Genomic DNA, 17,977 nt, shown 5'->3' with positions numbered 1-17,977 from the left:
ATGATTAAAGCACCTGAAATTGTCCAACGTCCCCTCTCCTCTTCCGTTTACCAGGCCTGCCTGAATCTGGGTCTTTCGCCACTTCAAGCCAGGCTGGTGGCCCAGCGTACCGACTGTGTCGAACAGTTGGAGGAAATCGTTTTTCCCAAATTAAAACATATCCAGCATCCGGATGCGCTAAAAAACTCACAACACGCAGCTAGGTTGATCGCCGAGGCGGTCCGTGCGGATGGCGTGATTGTTCTGGCGACCGATTACGATACCGATGGCGTGACCTCGGCCTGGGTGGCGATGACGGCTCTGGTCGATTATTTTAAGGTGCCTGAGGAGCGTGTGGTGCATGTCATCGGTGACCGTAAAACCGGTTATGGCATCACCGATGAAGTCTGTGAACGTATTCTGGGCATCGAAAAACCGATTTCCCTGGTGATTTCAGCCGACCAGGGTTCAAGCGACGAACCGCGAATCAAACGCTTGAAGCAGGCCGGTATTCCGGTTTGCGTGACCGACCACCATCAGATGCCGATTGAAGGCAGTCCGGCCAGTGCCGTATGTACTGTCAATCCTCAGCAGTCGGACTGTGAGTACGATAAAACCATTGCGGGCTGTTTCGTGATTTTTTTGGTAATGACACAGGTACGTCAGGAGTTGGTACAGCAAGGTTATCTTCAAGCAGACAGTCCCTCTTTAAAAGCTCTGGCTTTAAATGTGGCTCTGGGCACCATTGCAGACAGCGTGAGCTTGAAAAGCCCGAATAACCGGGCGATTGTGAAAGCGGGTTTGCAGTATATCAACCAGTTTGACCAGCCAGCCTGGCAAGCCATGAAACAATTACATGATAACCAAGGGGAACCTTTCAATGCTGAATATCTGGCATTTCAGGTTGCCACCCGAATCAATGCGGCGAGTCGAGTCAGCGATGTGACCACGGCCTATCACTTTTTGACTGCAAAAAGTGTTGAACAGGCAAGGCGTTACCTCAATCAACTCGACCAGGATAATCAAGACCGTCGTCTGCAGCAGCAATCTATGCTGGAAGACGCTCAAACCCGGGCTGGGGAGCTTTATCATGCGAATAAATACAGCTTGGCGATTCCGCTTAAGGGCAATGCCGGAATTCAAGGCATCATCGCGACCCGAATAGGAGAGCAGTTTGGCTTGCCGACCGTTGTGCTCACCGATTTGGAGGACGGTTATTTGGCCGGTAGCGGCAGAGCAATCGTGAGCGACATTGATTTGCGTGAGGCTTTTCAGTGGATGTCCGAACAAGATCCTGAATTGTTCCGTTCAATGGGCGGCCACAAAGGAGCGGCCGGATGCATGATTCCGTTTGAAAAACAGGAGGTCTTTGCCGATTTATTTGAACAGGCGATTCAGAATCAGGTGGGTGAAAGCCCTCCTGTTCCCTTGTTGGAAACCGATGGTGAACTTGAAGACCATCTTTTGGTTCCTGTTTTAATGGAGCATATCGCTTTATTGGAACCTTTTGGTCGTGAATGGCCACAACCCTCCTTCAGTGGGCGTTTTGAGATCATTCAGTTGAAAGAGGTCGGGCAAACTAAAACCCACCTGTCTTGTAAGTTGAGGACATCTGGCGGCAAGGTGTTACAGGCTATCTATTTTAACGCCAAGCGCCACGAGTCAGAGCCTACCCCTGTTCGCACTGGACAATCGGTTACCTGTGTTTATCAGCCAAGTTTAAACCATTATGCAGGACGAACCAATTTGCAGTTGCGCATTCAATGGATGCATTAAACTTCCTCCTGAAATGTTAAAATTACTTATCTGGCTAAAGGTTAAGTGATAGACTTTAATGCTTTATTCATGATTGATTGCCTGAGTTTTAATATAATTTATACATCTATTAATTTAGTTAATGTATAGATAAGTAAAATTAATTTTAAGGAACCCTTAAGATGGAAAAATCACATTCTGGATTCAGTAAACTTCAGTATTTTCCGGCCAGTTTTTTTGGCATGATCATGGGCATGACTGGTTTATGTATCGGCCTGCTTAAGACCGAAAGCATGCTTGATTTGGCGATTAAACCTGGAGAGTATCTGCTGTTTTTTGTTGTCTTGTTATTCAGTGTTCTGCTGGCCGGCTATCTTTATAAGATGGTCCGCTTCAAGCAGGCTTTCTGGGAAGAGATGCGGCATCCGGTAAAAATGAATTTCATGCCGGCCATCGCCATCAGCCTGCTATTGTTAAGTATTGCCTTCTGGCAGATTGAGGCGGTGAAAGTCTCGTTTAACCTTTGGCTTTTAGGTGCGGCTTTGCAGCTTGTTTTGACCTTGTGGGTGTTGTACAACTGGATTCACCATGATTTTTTCAAGATCGAACACTCCAATCCGGCTTGGTTTATACCGATTGTCGGTAATATCGTGGTTCCCATTGCAGGCGTGCATCACGTACCGGCAGACATCAACTGGTTCTTTTTCGCGATTGGCATCGTGTTTTGGCCAATTTTGAAATCGGTATTGCTTTACCGTTTGATTTTCCATCCGCCCATGCCGGAACGTTTATTACCAACCCTCTTCATTTTCATCGCCCCACCCGCTGTGGGTTTCATTTCCTATGTTGCTTTGACCGGTGGACAATTGGATGGGTTTGCCAGGGTGTTGTATTTCTTTGCCTTGTTCTTCACGCTATTCTTAGTGTTTTCCATCAATAAGTTCAGGCATTTGAACTTTGCCTTGTCCTGGTGGGCTTATACGTTCCCATTGGCGGCAATGTCGATTGCCTCCTTGACGATGGCTCAAATTGCAAACAGCCAAGCTTATCAGTTGATTGGCTGGTTGGTGATGGCGGCTTTGACAGTGATGATCGTATATTTTTTCTATAAAACCGTGATAGCTGCGAAACAGAATAAGATCTGTTCGCCGGATCACTGATTAAAGTCGATTCTTAAAACGCCAGAAGCGTTTTAAATGCTGAGGTTGGAGGTGGTAACGAAATCCATCTCCAAACTCCAGTAACAGTGATTCGATTTTCTTATCACGTAAGCCGTGATACAAAGGCTGTAACCATTCATGCTCAAGCCATTCTAGAGTTTGCAACCACTCTTCCAAAGAGAGTGAATCGAGTTTCTGGCGTAAAATTTCCGGCATCAAAAAGTGGTAATCCGCATCCTCCAGCGACCAGGCCTGCTGGTTTTCAGGAAAGGATCTGATTTGCGTTTGGCAGAGATGCCCCATTCCCATCAAATAGGTGTTTTCTGACCAGACCACCATTTTTTCTCGATTTTGTTTGGTGTTTTCATGCAGTTGCCCTTCTCCCCAAAGCCAAAGTCCATTGATCTCGGGCAGGCCTTGCTCGCGACGTTCTTCGTTGATCGGGTGATTAAAGAACAGCATGGAGGCTTCATTCAGCAGTTGTCGCCAATACTGGGCAGCATGACCGCTGGGATAATGATCACTTAATGAGCGATAGCTGACCGTATCGAGCGTATGAGTTTTCAGGTCTATGGGTTGTTTGATGCGCAAGAACCAATCGGTTGGCGTGCCGTATTCAATTTGAACCTGATCCTGCTCAAAGTGTTGGTTGAAAACTTCAATCAGTGCCTTGGCCTCCTCTTCTCTAATGCCCAAATCCTTCCCGGGAATCAGCAGTAAGGTATCCCGGTCGGGAATTAACTGAACCGGATCGAGTTTGACCCAGAAGCAGTCGGCATCAAAAGATGGAACCAGGATGGATGCCATGGTGGCGGCTATTGGCAGACAAGTCGGCTGATGAAACAGTTGGCTGGCCGTTTGGTAAAAGTCCCTGTTCTGTGTCAGCGGATAAAGATCGGCCTTTTTAAGTAAGTTCTGCAGAATGGGAAAGGCCTTGGGATTGAATTGTTCCCCGGCCTCTTGGCGTCGTTTTGAATCGAGCAGGCCTGGAAGCCAGAAAGTTACGGCATGTGTCATGAGTTGATTTCGTTTGTTAAGTGATTGAAAAATATCGGGGTCGGTTCAAGACAAAAAAACCGGGAATTCCCGGTTTTTGTTAAGTCTAAGTTGATTTGGAATTATCCAAGAAAATTCAGAATTTCCTGTTCGATATCGCGCTTGTCAATGACGGTTGATTGGCTGATTTCGGTTTCGAACAACTTCTGGATTTTAGCGGGAATGCTGACTCCAGCCTGCTCAGAGATGACTTTCAGAGCTTCAATGTCATGTAATCCGCTCTTTCCAGTCAAAGCGTTCGCAATGATCGGTGAGAACTTAGTCCATTCCGCGGTTGAGTAAACAATGGTTTTAAGCTCAGGATGTTGGCGGCAAGTGTCGTAGGACTTGAAGCAGGTTGCGGTATGAGGATCCATCAGGTAGCCTTCTGAAAAGGCTTGCTTGATATAGGCTTCCCCTTCGTCATCTGTACAGAAGTCAGCCGAGAAGACCGCTTGAATCTCCGCCAATTCACTTTGGGTCAAAGCGTAATGTTTTTCTTTATCCAACGCCAGCATCAACTCTTTGGTGCGTTGTGCGCCAAACAGATCAAATAAAATGCGTTCGATATTGGAGGATTTCAAAATATCCATTGCAGGCGAGCTGGTTGGAATGACGTTTAGATCTCTCAAATCATAGACACCCGTTTGGATGAATTGGGTCAACACATTGTTGCTGTTTGAGGCAATCAGGATCTTCTCCACCGGTAAGCCCATCTTGAAGGCATAATAACCACCCAGTGCATTTCCAAAATTACCGCTGGGCACGTTCAAGTACACCTTTTCACCCATCTGAATGGCACCCTGGCGAATCAACTCAAGGTAGCTGTGCAGGTGGTAGATGGTTTGGAAGATAATGCGGCCGAAGTTGACCGAGTTGGCGGCCGATAGTGAAATTTGATTTTCCTGCAATTTGGCCTTGAAGGAGTCCGAAGTCAGTAGCTTCTTAAGCGCGCTCTGAGCATCATCAAAATCGCCTTTGATGCCGATGACCTTAAGGTTTGGAGCATTTTCCGTGACCATTTGCAGTCTTTGTACGTCAGAGGTTCCGCCTTCAGGGTACAGACAGGCTACCTGGACATTTTCACGGTTTCTGAAAGTGTCCAATGCGGCTGGGCCCGTGTCGCCGCTGGTGGCCGCTAGGATCAGGTATTTTTCATTTCGTGCCTTGGCAATGGCCGACAAAACGGTACCAAAAGGCTGCAAAGCCATATCTTTGAACGCTCGTGTTGGGCCATGGTAAAGCTCACTGACATAGAGGTCGTCCCGGACTTTAACCACCGGTACCGGGTTTTGAGGGTCATCAAACTGATCATATAAACTCAAAGCTTCATCGATGATTGATTGCTCAATATCAACTTCAAACTCGGCCAATATCGCAGTTGCTAGAGTCTTGTAATCCGACTGCAAATGTTTTTCAAGAAACGGCAGGCCTAAATCGGGCAAAGATTTGGGTGAATATAAGCCTCCAAAAGAAGACATGGGGCTGAGAATCGCTTGTGAAAAAGTCATTTCCAAAGGAAACTGACCATCATTGCCACGTGTTTCAGTAAAGTTCATAGATTTGTCCAACGCATTGAGTTTGTTTGATGCAGTTCATCGCGCACTCAGCGCGATCTTGTTCTGCATAATATTTTCAAATTTTTTAATTATCAGGCCTAATGAGCGAGTGGATATCCCTGGGGCAGTTATCCTAGAGCATCTACGCGAATGCGCATGATCTCACCGTCAATCTCATCCAGTGCCTGCAAAGTCTGCAAGGCCTGGTTCAGTTTGTTTTCCTTAACCGTATTCGTGACCATAACCAAGGTGGCGTCTTTGCTGTTGTTGGTGCTCGGTTCTTGCAGCATGTGTTCAACACTGATTTCGTAATCCGCTAGAATGGTGGTGATTTTAGCCAATACACCGGCGTGATCCAGTGCAAAACAACGAATGTAATAAGCGGTCTCGATTTCATCGATGTCGACAACCGGCTGATTTTTCATCTGATCGGCTTTAAAGCCTAAAGCCGGGACTCGGTCTTCAGTTGGCTGATGTTTCCAGCGAATGACGTCGATAATATCGGCTACGACCGCGCTAGCAGTGGGTCCCGCTCCCGCCCCGGGCCCATAATACATGGTTGGACCAACATGATTGCCATACGCCATGACAGCATTCATCACGCCATTTACGTTTGCGATCAGGACATTGTCGGGGATCAGGGTCGGGTGCACCCTAAGTGAAAAACCGGTCGCGGTTCGGCTTGCAATACCTAGATGTTTAACGGCATAGCCCATTTGCTCCGCATAACGGATGTCATCCGCAGTCACTCTGCTGATTCCTTCCGTGTAGACCTTATCAAATTGAAGTTCGATTCCAAATGCAATGGAGGCGAGAATAGTCAATTTATGCGCGGCATCAATCCCTTCGACATCAAAGGTCGGATTCGCTTCCGCATAACCCAATTCTTGAGCAGTTTTAAGCACTTGATAAAAGTCGGCGTTTGGCTGTTTCATTTCGGTGAGAATATAGTTTCCTGTTCCGTTGATGATGCCGGCCAACCACTCGATCCGATTGCCCGCCAAGCCTTCTCTTAAAGCTTTGATGATGGGAATGCCGCCGGCTACAGCAGCTTCATAAGCAATCATGACCTGATGCTTTTCCGCTAATGCGAACAGCTCGTTGCCGTGTTCGGCAATCAGGGCTTTGTTGGCGGTCACGACATGTTTACCGTTACGGATTGCGGTTTCCAAAAGGGATTTAGCGACGCTGGTTCCCCCCATCAATTCAACCACAATCTCAACATCTGGATGGTTGACCACATCAGAAGCTTGATCGGTCAGCGGAATATCCCCGGTATCAACCGGGCGAGTTCGCTGAAGATCACGCATGGCAATAATCGTAATTTCAACAGTTTGGCCAATACGACGCTGGATTTCCGGTAAGGTGTTTTTCAGAATATCAACGGTACCGCCACCGACTGTACCGAATCCGATTAGGCCTACTTTAACTGTTTTCATTGCGCTTTGATTCCTGTTTCTGTGTTTGTACAAAGAGTGATGGATTTTTAATCCTGTTTAATCAGACCGTCCTTACGGAACATGTCACGGATGCCGCGAATCGCTTGCCGGGTGCGGTGTTCATTTTCGATCAGGCCGAAACGCACATGGTCATCGCCATAATCCCCAAAGCCAACGCCTGGGGAAACCGCAACCTTTGCCTCGGTCAGAAGTTTCTTGGAAAACTCGATTGATCCCATGGATTTGTACTCTTCCGGAATGGGCGCCCAAACAAACATCGTCGCTTTAGGAGGCTCGACTTTCCAGCCAATGGCGTTCAATCCCTGGCACAGCACATCGCGTCTCGATTTGTACATGTCGCAAATCTCTTGCACGCAATCCTGCGGACCTTCCAGCGCGGCGATGGCGGCAACCTGAATGGGCGTAAAGGTGCCGTAATCCAGATAAGACTTCATGCGTTTCAAGGCATTGACCAGAACCGGATTACCGACCATGAAACCGACACGCCATCCTGGCATGTTATAGCTTTTGGAAAGCGTATAAAACTCAACCGCAATGTCTTTGGCACCTTCAACCTGCAAAATAGACGGCGCTTTGTAACCATCAAACACAATGTCGGCATAAGCCAAGTCATGAATCACCCAGATGTTATGCTCTTTAGCAATGGCAATGACTTTTTCGAAAAATTCCAGATCGACCGTTTGCGTGGTCGGGTTGCCGGGAAAGTTCAGTACCAGCATTTTCGGTTTTGGCCAGGATTCTTTAATGGCTTTTTCAAGTTCGTCAAAAAAGTCTACATCCGGGGTCATGCGTACATGGCGAATGTCTGCTCCGGCGATGACGAAACCATAAGGGTGGATCGGGTAGGCTGGATTTGGAACCAGTACCGTGTCCCCTTTTTCAACGGTGGCCAGTGCAAGATGAGCCAGCCCTTCTTTTGAACCGATGGTGACCACGGCTTCCGTATCCGCATCAAGATCAACGTCATATTTGCTTTTATACCAGTTGCAAATGGCCTTGCGTAAGCGCGGAATTCCCTGAGATACAGAATAACGGTGCGTACCCTCGCGTTGAACCACTTCAATCAGTTTATCGACAATGTGTTTTGGAGTGTCCTGATCTGGGTTTCCCATGCCGAAATCGATAATATCTTCGCCTCTTCTGCGAGCCTCGGCTTTTAGTTCGCCGACGATATTAAATACATAGGGAGGGAGTCTTTTAATTCTCTGGAATTCTTCCATCACGAATAGAGCCTTCTGTAAGCCACGCAAAAAAGCGGTAAAATAGAATTTTTTTATAAACGACTAATGATACAGAAACATTTCATTTCGTCAATTGTAAATCGCCAATAAATCCGCTTTAATAGCGCTTTTCAGGGTGTTGCTAGTACGCACTCAACTCTTCTAAAATGGGGCAATTTTATGAAATTTACCGAACATCGGGATTCAAATGTTTTTATGGTAAAACGCTATGACCCTGGATGCGTCAAAATCAATGATCGCATTGTCAATCAAAGTTGTTTTTTAACGCATAAGGAGTTGGTGGAGAACTGGTCGTGTTCCCATATCGAACATTTGGAAACGAAACATTTGGATGAACTTTTTGCTCTTAAACCTGAAGTGATCCTGCTGGGTTCTGGAGAGCGTCAGGTGTTTCCCGAGCCAAAACTGTTTGCCTATTGCGCACAGCATGGCGTTGGGCTTGAAGTCATGGATAATTTGGCTGCGTGCCGTACCTATAATGTCCTGACGACAGAGGATAGAGAGGTCGTTTTGGCCCTAATCATGCAGGCATGAAGTGGTAATGAGTTACCTGAAAAGTTTTTTTGCGTCGACTTTTCGACCACGGTAGCGCGCTTCCAGATAGAGTTTTGGACGCTCCGTCTGGCCGCTTGCTCCCAGGGTGGCAATGACTTGTCCAGCTTTGACCGTTTGACCCGATTTTACCATCAGTCGGCTATTGTGAGCGTAGGTGCTCAGATAGCCGCTTGGGTGTTTGATCATCACCATTAGGCCATAGTGTGTGATGCCATTTCCGGCATAGACCACTTCACCTTGTTGCACCGATTTGATTTCCAGGCCTGGCAGTCCATATATTTCCAGTGCATTCAATCCGGCAGAATCTCGAATGAAACGATGTTGCAGCTGGGAATTCATCGGCCATTTCCATTTTTCGGCACCGGCGGCTTTACGGTGTTTTTCAAACTGTCGTTGCGCCGCTTTCCCGCTGTTAGGCAAAATAAGTTTTTGATTTACTTTGAGGAAGTACGGTGGCAACAGGTTGTTGGCCTGTGCCAATTGATCCATATTGATTTTGCATTTCACGGCAATCCCGCTCAGGGTATCACCCCAAACCACTTTATATGGACTTCTGCAGACCGAAAAGGTTTTTTGTGAGGATGACGATGGGTGTTTGGAGTCTAGCTGGAGCGAGTCGGAACTCCGGTTAGGAGAGCTGGAGCAGCCGACAAGCATTGAAACAAGCACCAAAGGGAGGAATAGGGAAAATGTTTTGTTGACTATAGGCGATGGATGCGACCCCGTATAGACATAGTCAAACATCATTTTTCCTCCTTATCTTTGCATTACAGCAGTTTAAAACCCAAATAGAGTCCAATCAAAATTACGACGATCCAACCCAGCCAATCTATCCATTTTCTGATATTGGCTTCATAACGTTCCCCGCCGATTTTCATTAACCAGGCGACAAGGAAGAAACGTGCGCCACGACCGACAAATGAGGCGAGTAAAAAAGGCAGTAAGGCCATATTAGTTGCCCCGGCCGTGACTGTAAAGAGTTTATAGGGAATCGGGCTGAATCCCGCTGCAAATACGATCCATACCCCGTATTCCTTAAAAAAGCCTTCGATCTGATGGTATTTGGCTTCATAGCCGACTGATTGGATCATTGGCCAGATCGACTCCAACAGCCAGTAGCCAATGGCATAACCAAGAAGCCCCCCAAGTAATGAAAAAACAGTGGTGATCCAGGCAAAATGGAATGCTTTTTCAGGTTTGGCAAGTGCCATCGGCATGAGCATGACGTCAGGAGGAATGGGAAAAAATGATGATTCGGCAAAACTCATACCGCCAAGATACCAAGGGGCTTTGGGATGCTGTGCCCACATTAAGGTTTTATCATACAAAGAGGAAAATAGACTCATGCTTCGATCCCTTGCTTCATTGGCACAAATAATACTTCACCCAAACAGGTTTTTTTGATGCCGGTCGAGGTTTTGACAAAACCATAGAGCAGCTGTTCTTCTTCGCCAATGGGCATGACCAATCGGCCTCCGGTTCTCAGTTGTGAAATCAATTCTTCGGGAAGTTTTTCAGGTGCCGCGGCCGAGATGATGCCGTCAAATGGTGCCATGGATGGCCATCCCCAGTGACCGTCGCTGACATCAAAGGTAATATTATCGAGTTCCAGTTGAGTGAGTATGGATTGTGCTTTATTCATCAATGGCTCAATGCGTTCAACCGTATACAAGCTTGAGACCAGTAAGGACAAGATGGCAGTTTGATAGCCCGAACCGGTGCCGATTTCAAGCACTTTATTCATAGGCTGTTGCTGTGTATCCGCCAGTAACCACTGCGTCATGCTGGCAACGACGATGGGTTGAGAGATGGTTTGACCATAGCCGATCGGCAAAGCGGTGTCTTCATAGGACCGGGTGCCCATCGCCTCGTCCAAAAAGCAGTGACGAGGAACGGCGCGCATGACCTGTAAAACCCGCTCATCGTTTATTCCCAAGTTGATTAGGCGGCTGATCAAACGATCACGGGTGCGTTGCGAGGTCATCCCTACTCCCTGGTTTTGTTTGATGACGGAAGTGGGATAATCAACAGGCCTGCTTAAAATGCGGTGTGCCGTTTGTGTGTTTAAAACTAGGGAGTGTTCTGTGCCCATTTTTCTAACGTATCCATCATCTCATAGTGGCTAAGGTCAATTTTCAAAGGAGTAATAGATGCATACCCTTGTTCAACCGCGTGAAAGTCGGTGCCCTCTCCGGCATCTGCCGCGTTTCCTGCCGGACCGATCCAATAAATGGGCTTGCCTCGCGGATCCTGCTGCTTGACCACAGGCTCGGAACAGTGGCGCTTGCCTAAGCGGGTAATTTTAATGCCTTTTAATTGGGATAAGGGAATATCGGGGACATTGATATTGATGATGGTGTCGGGATTGATCGGTGGTAGATTTTGGAGGAAGGTGACCAAAACGTGCGCGGCGGTGTCAAAATGCTGATTTCCGCATAATGAGATCGCAATGGAGGGTTTGCCTAAAAACCGCCCTTCTGTCGCGGCGGCAACGGTTCCGGAATAAAGAACATCATCCCCCATATTGGCGCCATCGTTAATGCCTGAAAGCACGATATCAGGCTGGAAATCCAAAGCCCCGTTGATGCCGAGGTGTACACAATCGGTAGGCGTTCCATTTACGCTATAAATACGGCAATTTGGATCCGATAAGTTATCGGGGTGATGCTGAATTCGTAAGGGTTCAAGCAATGTCAAAGAATTACTGGCGGCACTGCGGTTTCGGTCCGGGGCCAGCATTAACAGGGATTCGAATGCAATTTGCTGTTTCAGCGCTTCAAATAATACACGTATTCCCGGTGCCAAGTACCCATCGTCATTGGAGAGTAGAATTTTCATCAGGTAGAATATCCGATATCTTAAGGTTTTAGAATAAGAAGATTATATAGTGTCTAGGTTGTCAGAAGAAGAGAAATCCCTATTTAACTCAGCCATGCAGGATGTGCAACCGCTTAAGCAAAAAGCCAAGGTTTCGCTGAATGATGCGATTGAGCCGAAAAATCGCTATCAGCAAACCATGCGTCAGGTGCGCAATAAAAACCGTCAGCATCAAAGCGAAGAGGTGCATTTGATAGACATTGATGAACCTGCGGATAGTGTCGGCGCCTATGATAGTTTGCTCTTTCACAGAAAAGGGATGCGTTTGCAGGACTTGGCCAAACTGAAAAAAGGTGAATTTCCGATTGAAGCCAGTCTGGATTTGCACGGCATGACGGAAGAAGCCGCAGACCAAGCTTTGCAGTTGTTTATTGAGCGCCTGTATAGGGCAAAAAAACGTAGCCTACTGGTTATTCATGGCAAAGGATATAACTCAGAAACCAGCGGCCCCGTCTTAAAAAACCTCGCCAATCGCCGTTTAAGGCAGCTTAAAGCCGTGCTTGCATTCAGTAGCTGTTTGCCCAAAGATGGTGGTACAGGAAGTCTTTATGTACTGTTAAAGGCACATTAAGCAGATACATTGAATAGACACATTAAACGGATTTGGACAGGCCTGCTGATTTATAACAGGATGTTTTTAAAGATGAAATGGTGGGATGGAAATGGGTGTGGGCTTTTTATCGATCGTAGTTTATTCTGAAGAAGTGTGCGGGCTTTTGGGCTCAATGACTTCGATAAAGACTTCATCTTGGGCAATCATACCAAGGGTTTGTCTTGCTAAGGTTTCGACTGCGCTGTCCTGCTCGCTAAGATCCTGAACTTGCTGGGCAAGCGTCGTATTGATAGAGAGCTGTTGATCGAGTTCGCCTTCCAGTTGTTGTAATTGGTTCTGTAAAGCAAAAAGCTCGCTAAGCCCCCCTTCAGAGGAGAGCAAGCGAGCCAACAGTATCAAGACAATGAAGCCTAGAATGATATAAATACGTTTCATATATATGACTTGATGAAAGAACACAGGGCATTTACAGCCCCGGTTATTATTTCTTCAAGTTATAGAAAGCGTCTTTACCAGGGTAAACCGCTTGTGCACCCAAAGCTTCTTCAATGCGAATCAGCTGGTTGTATTTGGCGATACGGTCTGTACGCGACAAAGAACCGGTTTTGATTTGGCCACATCCTGTTGCAACGGCAATGTCAGCAATGACGGTATCTTCGGTTTCGCCTGAACGGTGAGAAACGACCGCGGTATAACCGGCTTTTTTAGCCATGGCAATCGCTTCAAACGTTTCCGTCAAGGTCCCGATCTGGTTGATTTTGATCAGAATTGAGTTGGCAACACCTTTTTCAATCCCTTCCTTCAGGATTTTAGGGTTAGTCACGAACAAGTCATCCCCGACAATCTGTAGACGATGACCGTCTTTTTCAGTCTGGTATTTGAAACCATCCCAATCAGATTCGTCCAGGCCGTCCTCAATCGAGATGATTGGGTATTTGTCCACCCAGCTCGAAAGCAGGTCAACCATCTCCTTAGAGCTCAGTACTTTGTTTTCTGAACCGAGTGTATATTGACCATCTTTGTACAATTCTGAAGACGCCGCATCCATGGCAATCATAATGTCTTCACCCGCCTTATAACCGGCAATCTCAATGGCTTCAAGAATAACCGTCAAAGCTTCTTCGTTTGATTTAAGATCCGGTGCAAATCCACCTTCGTCACCAACGGCCGTGTTGTAACCCTTATCATGCAGAACTTTCTTCAGTGCATGGAAAACTTCGGCGCCGTAACGGATCGCTTCTGACATGCTTGGTGCGCCAACCGGCATGATCATGAATTCTTGGAAGTCTACAGAGTTGTCGGCGTGTTCACCACCATTGATGATGTTCATCATAGGAACCGGCATTTTGTAATCATCGGTTTTTAGGTATGCGTACAGAGGCAGGCCTTTTGACGTGGCGGCCGCTTGAGCAGTTGCAATGGAGACTGCAAGAATGGCATTGGCACCTAAGCGGCCTTTGTTCTCGGTTCCGTCCAAAGCTATCATGGCATGGTCGATATCAGCCTGGTTGGTCGCATCTTTTCCGACCAAGGCCGCTTTGATTTCTGTATTGATGTTGTTAACCGCAGTTAAAACGCCCTTACCGCCAAACTTGGATTTATCGCCATCTCGTAACTCGATCGCTTCACGTGAACCGGTTGAAGCACCGGAAGGTGAAATACCACGACCAAATGAACCATCTTCCAGGTAAACGTCGGCTTCAACAGTAGGGTTGCCACGTGAATCGATCACCTGGCGCGCTTTAATATCTTTAATTAATGACATCTTTTTTCCTATTTAACTAAAATTTTAAAATTAAGCAATTATATAAAGTTTATGTAACAAACGCATGACACTTTGTTTTAAAGAGAGTTTTCAATAAACCCTTCGGCTTTAACCAAGTCATCGAGGTGCTTCAGTGTCTGTAACAAAGGCTTCAAGTTACCAAGCGGCCACATGTTTGGCCCATCACTCAAAGCGTTTTCAGGGTCTGGGTGGGTTTCCATAAACAATCCTGAGATACCTGCGGCAACCGCAGCTCGAGCCAAGACCGGAACCATCTCTCTCTGCCCGCCTGATGAGGCGCCCTGCCCACCCGGTTGTTGTACAGAATGGGTGGCATCAAACACGACCGGACAACCGGTGCGACGCATGCTGGCCAAACCGCGCATGTCCGAAACCAAAGTGTTGTAGCCAAACGAGGTGCCACGATCACAGACCATGATGTTTTCGTTACCGACTTCACGAGCCTTGGCGACCACTTGATCCATATCCCACGGGGCTTGGAATTGACCTTTTTTAATATTGACCGGAATGCCCTGGCTGCACACTTTCTGGATAAAGTTGGTTTGGCGAACTAAAAAAGCCGGGGTTTGCATGACATCGACAACCGATGCCACCTCTTCTAAAGGGGTGTCCTCATGCACATCGGTCAGCACCGGAACTCCAATTTCGTCCTTAACCTTTTGCAGGATACGCAGCCCTTCTTCAATACCTAATCCACGAAAACTTGAGGTTGACGTTCGGTTGGCCTTGTCATAAGAAGATTTGAAAATAAACGGAATACCCAGTTCAGACGTCATTTCCTTAAGCTGTCCAGCGGTGTCGATCGCCAACTGTTCGGACTCGATGACGCACGGCCCGGCTATTAAAAACAAAGGCTGATCAATTCCCACTTTAAAATGACATAAGTCCATAGTCAATCCTTCTTAAGAGTCTTTATGTTGATTGGCGGCTTCCACGAATGCGGTGAAAAGCGGATGACCATTACGAGGTGTCGAGGTGAATTCCGGGTGGAATTGACAAGCGACAAACCATGGGTGGTCTGAAATTTCGATGGTTTCCACTAAGGTGTCATCTTCAGATCGGCCTGCAAAAATCAAACCGGCCTGTTCGAGTTTGGAGATGTAGCCGTCATTGACCTCATAACGATGGCGATGACGTTCGTTGATGATGTCTTGGCCATAAATTTCGCGTATCTTCGAGCCAGTCTGCAAACGGCAATTTTGGCTTCCCAGTCTCATGGTACCGCCCATATCCGCTTCCTCATCACGTTGCACCTTGTGGCCATGCTCGTCGGTCCATTCGGTAATGAGCGCCACAACCGGGTTAGGCGTATTAGGATTTAACTCACTGCTGTGGGCATCTTCAATGCCGGCAACATGACGGGCGTATTCAACCACGGCCATTTGCATGCCCAGGCAGATACCCAAGTAAGGAACCTTGTTTTCACGCGCATATTGGATGGCAGAGATTTTCCCTTCCACACCACGTTCGCCGAAACCGCCGGGAACCAGTATCGCATCCATCTGCTCCAGACAGCTGGTATCGCTCTTTTCGATCTCTTCCGAGTCAATATAGTGAATATTGACTTTGGTTTTGGTGTGAATGCCGGCATGCACCAAGGCTTCGATAAGTGATTTATAAGCCTCCGTCAGGTCAACGTATTTTCCAACCATCGCAATCTCAACCGACTTCTTGGGGTTGAGTTGCGCATTCACAACCGCATCCCAGTCAGACAGATCCGCCGCAGGAACGTCAAGGCGGAAGCGGTTGGTGACCAAATTGTCCAAACCTTGCTCGTGCAACATTCTAGGCACTTCATAAATGGTTCTGGCATCCAGCGAGTTGATGACGGCTTTCTCTTCAACATTGGTGAAAAGCGCAATTTTACGCTTCTCGTTTTCGGCCAGTGGGATTTCAGAGCGACAGATCAGAATGTCGGGTTGAATGCCGATCGAACGCAATTCCTTGACCGAGTGCTGGGTGGGTTTGGTTTTTACTTCACCGGCGACGGCGATATAGGGCAGTAAGGTCAGGTGCATGAAGATCGCACGATCACGGCCGACTTCGATGCTTAATTGACGAATCGCTTCCAGAAACGGCAAGGATTCAATGTCCCCTACCGTGCCGCCGACTTCAACCAGAGTCACATCATAACCATCAGCTGCTTTTAGGATACGGTTTTTGATCTCATCGGTAATATGCGGAATAACCTGTACGGTTCCCCCAAGATAGTCGCCACGGCGTTCTCTGCGGATAACACGTTCGTAAACCTGGCCGGTCGAGAAGCTGTTGCCTTTAGTAAAGTGTCTTTGAACAAAACGTTCATAATGCCCTAAATCCAAGTCGGTTTCAGCGCCGTCATCGGTCACAAATACTTCACCATGCTGGAATGGGCTCATGGTTCCCGGATCCACATTGATGTAAGGATCCATTTTGAGCATGCTGACTTTTAGACCACGGGCCTCAAGCAAGGCACCCAGTGAAGCCGCCGCAATTCCTTTACCTAAGGATGAGACCACCCCACCTGTCACGAATATAAATTTAGTCATCTAATTACACTTTATTGAAAAGGTTGGAAATCAAGATTTTGATGTTTCAGAATGGAAGCGAATTATAGCGTAAAACCAGCCTGCCATCAATGTTATTTAATATTTTTAGGCTTGTCATCAGGGCTTTTTCTGCGCCTTTATCTGCTCGATGAAATGGCCGGTCGAAAGCTGGTGAATCTGTTCTTCAGTGAGTCTGAGGCAAGCAGTTTCAGAAGTTTCCATGTCTGTTTCGACAAAACTTGCCTGAATACCCCAAATGGCTACTGGCTTCCCGTCCAGGGTTAAGACTGGCCAATAATCCCTTTGCCATTGCGGAATGCCTTTTGACTGGAACCATTTTTTTAGTTTCTTTCGGCTGATATCCGCATTTTCCTGGAGGCTGCAAAGCTTCAAACGATCTTTGTTTTTTGTCAGCCAACTGTGTGGCAGTTCGAGTTTGAAACAACGCTCTTTTTGCTCTTTTAGTTTACTAGAACCTCTTTCAATAAGATAAAGTATCTCATTGAAATTATATTGGTATTTCTTGAACCCTTGATTGAGATAATAGAGTTTTTTGCGGTAGAGCCTCAATTCCCCCATAGGCAATTGAAGCATGGCGGTGACACAGTTGTTTTCATGGAGGTGTTCCTCTATCCATTGCAGTGGCTGAAAACCGAGTTGAAAACAGGCCACCTGTTTCGCCCAGAATCTCAATACATTTTTTTGTTCAACCCAATCCAAATCCATTAGGTCATTCAGGTCAATGTAAAATTGATCGAAATCCCCTTGTTGTAATTGAATGCGGGCATTTTTATCCATTAGGGTCTGAGCTTCCTGCATGAATTCTGCCGAGCGGGCAATTTGCTGGCTGATATTTGGCCAGGCCTGCTCAAATTCAGGCAAAATTCTATGTCGGATCAAATTTCGGCGGAAGTCGCAATTCTCATTGCTTGGGTCACTTATCCAGTTTAGCCCCATGGCTTCGGCATAAGCCAGTAGTTCTGGGTAAGGAACCCTCAGTAAGGGACGTTTATGTTCAGCTGTTGCGTCTGCCGGCAAGTTGAGCCTTTTACATTCTGGCATAGCAGACAAGCCGTGAACACCGGCTCCGCGGCTCAAATTCAACAAAAAAGTCTCGGCTTGATCACGCTGATGATGTGCGGTCAATAAGGTATCGCCTTCTGATAGTTGCCCCTTCAAGGCTGTGTAGCGAAGGTTTCTTGCGACTGATTCGATTCCTTGTCGGCGGCTACAGTTGATTTCAACGCTTAACGATTGAAACGGGATCTTAAATTGCTGACAGGTTTTTGCACAGTGTTCAGCCCAATGAGAAGATTCGGGTTGCAGGTGGTGGTTGACGTGTAAAGCATACACCCGATCCTTCAAATCGGAATCGGTTGCCAACAAATGCAGTAATACTGTGGAATCCAGGCCGCCGCTGTAGGCAAGATAGAGTCGATTGTCTGAATGACATTGCGTTTTGAAACGTATGAATTCAGACATGAGGGTT

17 protein-coding genes are annotated in these 17,977 nt (G+C 47.0%); 4 read left to right on the top strand and 13 right to left on the bottom strand.

Features of this window, described 5'->3' with window-relative positions:
* Together B076_RS0106380 and B076_RS0106375 are read left to right on the top strand one after the other, a co-directional pair.
* Complete coding sequence (locus B076_RS0106380; protein ID WP_028486584.1) at nucleotides 1-1,755, top strand: single-stranded-DNA-specific exonuclease RecJ; 1,755 nt, start codon at nucleotides 1-3, stop codon at nucleotides 1,753-1,755.
* 161 nt (nucleotides 1,756-1,916) lie between these two features.
* Nucleotides 1,917-2,894, top strand: coding sequence for an SLAC1 anion channel family protein (locus tag B076_RS0106375; RefSeq protein ID WP_028486583.1), 978 nt, complete (start codon nucleotides 1,917-1,919; stop codon nucleotides 2,892-2,894).
* Here B076_RS0106375 and B076_RS0106370 read toward each other — a convergent pair whose 3' ends face one another.
* The 4 genes from B076_RS0106370 to alaC all read right to left on the bottom strand — a co-directional run bounded on the left by B076_RS0106370 (nucleotide 2,895) and on the right by alaC (nucleotide 8,171).
* On the bottom strand, nucleotides 2,895-3,911 hold the full coding sequence (locus B076_RS0106370; protein ID WP_038150460.1) for a hypothetical protein: 1,017 nt from the start codon (nucleotides 3,909-3,911) through the stop codon (nucleotides 2,895-2,897).
* Nucleotides 3,912-4,012: 101 nt separating this feature from the next.
* Nucleotides 4,013-5,488, bottom strand: coding sequence for a threonine synthase (gene thrC, locus B076_RS0106365; protein ID WP_028486581.1), 1,476 nt, complete (start codon nucleotides 5,486-5,488; stop codon nucleotides 4,013-4,015).
* A 128-nt stretch (nucleotides 5,489-5,616) separates the two neighbouring features.
* Entirely contained in the window at nucleotides 5,617-6,927 is a 1,311-nt protein-coding gene (locus B076_RS0106360) for a homoserine dehydrogenase (protein ID WP_028486580.1), read from the bottom strand.
* Nucleotides 6,928-6,974: 47 nt separating this feature from the next.
* Nucleotides 6,975-8,171: an alanine transaminase gene (gene alaC, locus B076_RS0106355; protein WP_028486579.1), complete on the bottom strand. Its 1,197-nt coding sequence runs from the start codon at nucleotides 8,169-8,171 to the stop codon at nucleotides 6,975-6,977.
* A 177-nt stretch (nucleotides 8,172-8,348) separates the two neighbouring features.
* Here alaC and B076_RS0106350 point away from each other — a divergent pair, with 177 nt between their 5' ends.
* On the top strand, nucleotides 8,349-8,723 hold the full coding sequence (locus B076_RS0106350; RefSeq protein ID WP_028486578.1) for an Mth938-like domain-containing protein: 375 nt from the start codon (nucleotides 8,349-8,351) through the stop codon (nucleotides 8,721-8,723).
* 12 nt (nucleotides 8,724-8,735) lie between these two features.
* On the opposite strand, the gene B076_RS0106345 is transcribed toward B076_RS0106350, so the two are convergent.
* The 4 genes from B076_RS0106345 to surE all read right to left on the bottom strand — a co-directional run bounded on the left by B076_RS0106345 (nucleotide 8,736) and on the right by surE (nucleotide 11,582).
* Nucleotides 8,736-9,491, bottom strand: coding sequence for a peptidoglycan DD-metalloendopeptidase family protein (locus B076_RS0106345; protein WP_084205720.1), 756 nt, complete (start codon nucleotides 9,489-9,491; stop codon nucleotides 8,736-8,738).
* 20 nt (nucleotides 9,492-9,511) lie between these two features.
* Nucleotides 9,512-10,090 (bottom strand): YqaA family protein, encoded by a 579-nt coding sequence (locus B076_RS0106340; RefSeq protein ID WP_028486576.1) that lies wholly within the window; start codon nucleotides 10,088-10,090, stop codon nucleotides 9,512-9,514.
* Entirely contained in the window at nucleotides 10,087-10,728 is a 642-nt protein-coding gene (locus B076_RS0106335) for a protein-L-isoaspartate(D-aspartate) O-methyltransferase (protein WP_038150456.1), read from the bottom strand. Before B076_RS0106335 ends, B076_RS0106340 begins: the two co-directional genes overlap by 4 nt.
* A gap of 86 nt (nucleotides 10,729-10,814) precedes the next feature.
* Entirely contained in the window at nucleotides 10,815-11,582 is a 768-nt protein-coding gene (gene surE / locus B076_RS0106330; RefSeq protein WP_028486574.1) for a 5'/3'-nucleotidase SurE, read from the bottom strand.
* Between the two features lie 49 nt (nucleotides 11,583-11,631).
* Between surE and B076_RS0106325 the strand changes: the two genes are divergently transcribed.
* A complete protein-coding gene (locus B076_RS0106325; protein ID WP_157753525.1) occupies nucleotides 11,632-12,192 on the top strand; it encodes a Smr/MutS family protein in 561 nt (186 codons plus the stop codon).
* A 120-nt stretch (nucleotides 12,193-12,312) separates the two neighbouring features.
* On the opposite strand, the gene B076_RS0106320 is transcribed toward B076_RS0106325, so the two are convergent.
* The 5 genes from B076_RS0106320 to tilS form a co-directional block, all read right to left on the bottom strand.
* Nucleotides 12,313-12,609: an FtsB family cell division protein gene (locus B076_RS0106320; RefSeq protein WP_028486572.1), complete on the bottom strand. Its 297-nt coding sequence runs from the start codon at nucleotides 12,607-12,609 to the stop codon at nucleotides 12,313-12,315.
* Nucleotides 12,610-12,655: 46 nt separating this feature from the next.
* Entirely contained in the window at nucleotides 12,656-13,939 is a 1,284-nt protein-coding gene (gene eno / locus B076_RS0106315) for a phosphopyruvate hydratase (protein ID WP_028486571.1), read from the bottom strand.
* A 77-nt stretch (nucleotides 13,940-14,016) separates the two neighbouring features.
* Nucleotides 14,017-14,850 (bottom strand): 3-deoxy-8-phosphooctulonate synthase, encoded by an 834-nt coding sequence (kdsA, locus tag B076_RS0106310; protein ID WP_028486570.1) that lies wholly within the window; start codon nucleotides 14,848-14,850, stop codon nucleotides 14,017-14,019.
* Between the two features lie 12 nt (nucleotides 14,851-14,862).
* A complete protein-coding gene (locus B076_RS0106305; RefSeq protein WP_028486569.1) occupies nucleotides 14,863-16,488 on the bottom strand; it encodes a CTP synthase in 1,626 nt (541 codons plus the stop codon).
* A 117-nt stretch (nucleotides 16,489-16,605) separates the two neighbouring features.
* Nucleotides 16,606-17,970 (bottom strand): tRNA lysidine(34) synthetase TilS, encoded by a 1,365-nt coding sequence (gene tilS / locus B076_RS13015; RefSeq protein WP_051347218.1) that lies wholly within the window; start codon nucleotides 17,968-17,970, stop codon nucleotides 16,606-16,608.
* Nucleotides 17,971-17,977 lie beyond the last annotated feature (7 nt).

The organism is Thiomicrorhabdus chilensis DSM 12352 (assembly GCF_000483485.1).
In the GTDB taxonomy this organism is placed as follows: Bacteria; Pseudomonadota; Gammaproteobacteria; order Thiomicrospirales; family Thiomicrospiraceae; genus Thiomicrorhabdus; species Thiomicrorhabdus chilensis.
Note: the sequence above shows the minus strand (reverse complement) of the source record. Positions and strands in the feature narration are given on the sequence as shown.

Coding starts and splice junctions, on each gene's coding strand:
- B076_RS0106350 (WP_028486578.1), top strand. CDS start 8,349: ATGAAATTTACCGAACATCGGGATTCAAATGTTTTTATGGTAAAACGC.
- B076_RS0106360 (WP_028486580.1), bottom strand. CDS start 6,927: ATGAAAACAGTTAAAGTAGGCCTAATCGGATTCGGTACAGTCGGTGGC.
- B076_RS0106370 (WP_038150460.1), bottom strand. CDS start 3,911: ATGACACATGCCGTAACTTTCTGGCTTCCAGGCCTGCTCGATTCAAAA.
- B076_RS0106340 (WP_028486576.1), bottom strand. CDS start 10,090: ATGAGTCTATTTTCCTCTTTGTATGATAAAACCTTAATGTGGGCACAG.
- eno (WP_028486571.1), bottom strand. CDS start 13,939: ATGTCATTAATTAAAGATATTAAAGCGCGCCAGGTGATCGATTCACGT.
- kdsA (WP_028486570.1), bottom strand. CDS start 14,850: ATGGACTTATGTCATTTTAAAGTGGGAATTGATCAGCCTTTGTTTTTA.
- tilS (WP_051347218.1), bottom strand. CDS start 17,970: ATGTCTGAATTCATACGTTTCAAAACGCAATGTCATTCAGACAATCGA.
- B076_RS0106375 (WP_028486583.1), top strand. CDS start 1,917: ATGGAAAAATCACATTCTGGATTCAGTAAACTTCAGTATTTTCCGGCC.
- B076_RS0106345 (WP_084205720.1), bottom strand. CDS start 9,491: ATGATGTTTGACTATGTCTATACGGGGTCGCATCCATCGCCTATAGTC.
- B076_RS0106380 (WP_028486584.1), top strand. CDS start 1: ATGATTAAAGCACCTGAAATTGTCCAACGTCCCCTCTCCTCTTCCGTT.
- B076_RS0106320 (WP_028486572.1), bottom strand. CDS start 12,609: ATGAAACGTATTTATATCATTCTAGGCTTCATTGTCTTGATACTGTTG.
- surE (WP_028486574.1), bottom strand. CDS start 11,582: ATGAAAATTCTACTCTCCAATGACGATGGGTACTTGGCACCGGGAATA.
- thrC (WP_028486581.1), bottom strand. CDS start 5,488: ATGAACTTTACTGAAACACGTGGCAATGATGGTCAGTTTCCTTTGGAA.
- B076_RS0106335 (WP_038150456.1), bottom strand. CDS start 10,728: ATGACCTCGCAACGCACCCGTGATCGTTTGATCAGCCGCCTAATCAAC.
- B076_RS0106305 (WP_028486569.1), bottom strand. CDS start 16,488: ATGACTAAATTTATATTCGTGACAGGTGGGGTGGTCTCATCCTTAGGT.